Annotated in this window: 4 protein-coding genes; all 4 read left to right on the forward strand. The window is 71.9% G+C overall.

Going from position 1 to position 2,688, the window contains the following annotated elements; all coding sequences use genetic code 11:
* The first annotated feature begins 448 nt into the window (after positions 1-448).
* Positions 449-1,351, forward strand: a complete 903-nt coding sequence (gene hpnC, locus ABT300_RS42985; protein ID WP_351688310.1) for a squalene synthase HpnC — start codon at positions 449-451, stop codon at positions 1,349-1,351.
* Positions 1,348-2,298, forward strand: a complete 951-nt coding sequence (gene hpnD, locus ABT300_RS42990; protein WP_351688313.1) for a presqualene diphosphate synthase HpnD — start codon at positions 1,348-1,350, stop codon at positions 2,296-2,298. The genes hpnC and hpnD overlap by 4 nt, the downstream gene beginning before the upstream one ends.
* Positions 2,298-2,450: a DUF6380 family protein gene (locus ABT300_RS42995; protein WP_351688316.1), complete on the forward strand. Its 153-nt coding sequence runs from the start codon at positions 2,298-2,300 to the stop codon at positions 2,448-2,450. The genes hpnD and ABT300_RS42995 overlap by 1 nt, the downstream gene beginning before the upstream one ends.
* Positions 2,447-2,688, forward strand: a 242-nt coding sequence (locus tag ABT300_RS43000) for an FAD-dependent oxidoreductase (protein ID WP_351688319.1), incomplete at its 3' end; no start/stop codon positions are given. The genes ABT300_RS42995 and ABT300_RS43000, both read left to right, overlap by 4 nt.

Consider the following 2,688-nt stretch of genomic DNA (forward strand, 5'->3'; position numbering starts at 1 on the left):
GCTTTCTCTGCCTGGCGCGCGTATAACTGCGCGGGCCCCCCCCCACCAATGTGGTGCGCGGGATCAACGAAATTTCACGGCCAAATTTGCCGGCGCCGCCGGGGCCCCCGCCTCAACCGTCCGGCGGGGCCCCGCGTCTGCAAAGGAAGCGTCAACTCCCGCCCGCGCAAGGAATCTTGACGCCAATCGGTGTGTTGTTGTGATGTGCAGAACACCCCCTGTGCACCCCGCTGCGTTGTACAACGTAAGCTGGACCGGTCCCGAAACGCGTCAAGTGGGGCGATAACGCTCAGCGCCCATGGTCGAAGCCTCGCGCCGACGTGCGGGCGGCGTGTCCGAAATAGTGTGTATTGGGTCGGCAGTGTAGAACGGGAGATGTGACGGCATTGGCTACGGAAACTCCCCAGCTCAGCGCAGGCCGCGCCGTTTCCGCAGCGGGCGGCCGGGGATGACGGCGTCGGCCGCGCCGCGCACCGGCGACCCGGTGGACGGCACGCTGGACAAGGCCGCGCACGAGAACTTCCCCGTGGCCCCCTTCTTCCTGCCCCGGGTCTGGCGAGACGACCTCATGGCGGTGTACGGCTTCGCCCGCCTCGTCGACGACATCGGCGACGGAGACCTGGCGCCGGGCGGCGCCGACGCCGCGCTGCTCGGCGTGACGGCCGCCGACGCGGCGGACCGCATGGTCCTGCTGGACGCGTTCGAGGCCGATCTGCTGCGCGTCTTCGACGGCACGCCCCGGCACCCCCTGCTGCGCCGCCTGCAGCCGGCCGTCCGTCGCCGCGCGCTCGGTCCGGAGCCCTTCCTCGGCCTGATCGCCGCCAACCGGCAGGACCAGCTCGTCACCCGCTACGAGACGTACGACGACCTCCTCGCCTACTGCGAGCTGTCCGCCAATCCCGTGGGCCGCCTGGTCCTCGCCGTCACCGGCTCCTCGAGCCCCGAGCGGATCCGCCTCTCCGACATGATCTGCACCGCACTGCAGATCGTCGAACACCTGCAGGACGTGACCGAGGACCTCGGCCGCGACCGTGTCTACCTGCCCGCCGCGGACATGAAGCGCTTTCACGTCCAGGAAGCGGACCTCGCCGCGCCGACCGCGGGCGCGTCGGTGCGCGCGCTGGTCGCGTACGAGGCGCAACGCGCCAGTGATCTCCTGAATGAAGGCGCCCCCCTGGTGGGTAGCGTCCACGGCAGGCTGAGACTGCTGCTCGCGGGATTCGTGGCGGGAGGAAGGGCCGCGATCCGAGCGATCGCCGCCGCCGAATACGACGTACTTCCCGGCCCGCCCAAGCCCGGCAAGCTCCAGTTGCTGCGCGAGGTGGGCGTGACCTTGCGAGGAGAGGGGTGATCCGGGCCGTGGAGTCGTCTCCGCACGCGTCCGCACCGGTACTCGCCGCCTACAGCTACTGCGAGACCGTCACCGGACAGCAGGCCCGTAACTTCGCGTACGGGATCCGGCTGCTGCCCACGCCCGAACGCCGCGCGATGTCGGCGCTGTACGCCTTCTCGCGCCGCGTCGACGACATCGGCGACGGCGCGCTGGACGGCGACGTCAAGACCGCCCGGCTCGAGGACACCCGGGCGCTGCTCGCCCGCATCCGCGCGGGCGAGATCGAGGAGGACGACACCGACCCCGTCGCGGTCGCCCTCGCGCACACCGCCCGGGTCTTCCCGGTCCCGCTGGGCGGCCTGGACGAGCTGATCGACGGCGTGCTGATGGACGTGCGCGGCGAGACGTACGAGACCTGGGACGACCTGAAGGTCTACTGCCGCTGCGTGGCGGGCGCCATCGGACGGCTCTCCCTCGGCGTGTTCGGCACCCAGCCGGGGGCGCGCGGAGTCGAGCGCGCGCCGGAGTACGCCGACACGCTCGGGCTCGCACTCCAGCTCACGAACATCCTCAGGGACGTCCGCGAGGACGCGGCGGGCGGCCGGACGTATCTGCCCGCCGACGACCTCGCCAAGTTCGGCTGCTCGGCCGGGTTCGACGGGCCGAAGCCGCCGGAGGGCTCCGACTTCGCGGGTCTCGTCCACTTCGAGGTGCGGCGGGCCCGCACCCTGTTCGCCGAGGGCTACCGGCTGCTGCCCATGCTCGACCGGCGCAGCGGCGCCTGCGTCGCCGCCATGGCCGGCATCTACCGCAGGCTCCTCGACCGCATCGAACGCGACCCCGAGGCCGTGCTGCGCGGGCGCGTCTCGCTGCCCGGCCGGGAGAAGGCCTATGTCGCCGTGCGCGGCCTGTCGGGCCTGGACGCCCGGCACGCGTCGCGACGGAGCGTCAGGAGGCATGTCTGATGGACGTGCCGGGCGACGGCGTGGGCCACGGTGACGCCACCGGGGAAAAGCGGTGCGCAACCCTCCGGTGCGGCGCGGCGTCCCTGACTGCGACGGCCTGCGGTGCAGCATTCAAGCATCAGGGCCGGCCTGCACGGGAGGGTGCACGATGAACGACGAGCAGTTGGACGCCGCGCGGGAGCACGAGCCCTCGGGGCGCACCGCCGTCGTCGTCGGAGGCGGGCTGGCCGGTGTCACCGCCGCGCTCGCGCTCGCCGACGAGGGCGTGCGTGTCACCCTGCTCGAGAGCCGGCCCCGGCTCGGCGGCCTCGCCTTCTCCTTTCGGCGCGGCGAGCTGACCGTCGACAACGGACAGCACGTCTACCTGCGCTGCTGCACCGCCTACCGGTG

Source organism: Streptomyces sp. NPDC001027, from assembly GCF_040299045.1.
Lineage (GTDB): Bacteria > Actinomycetota > Actinomycetes > Streptomycetales > Streptomycetaceae > Streptomyces.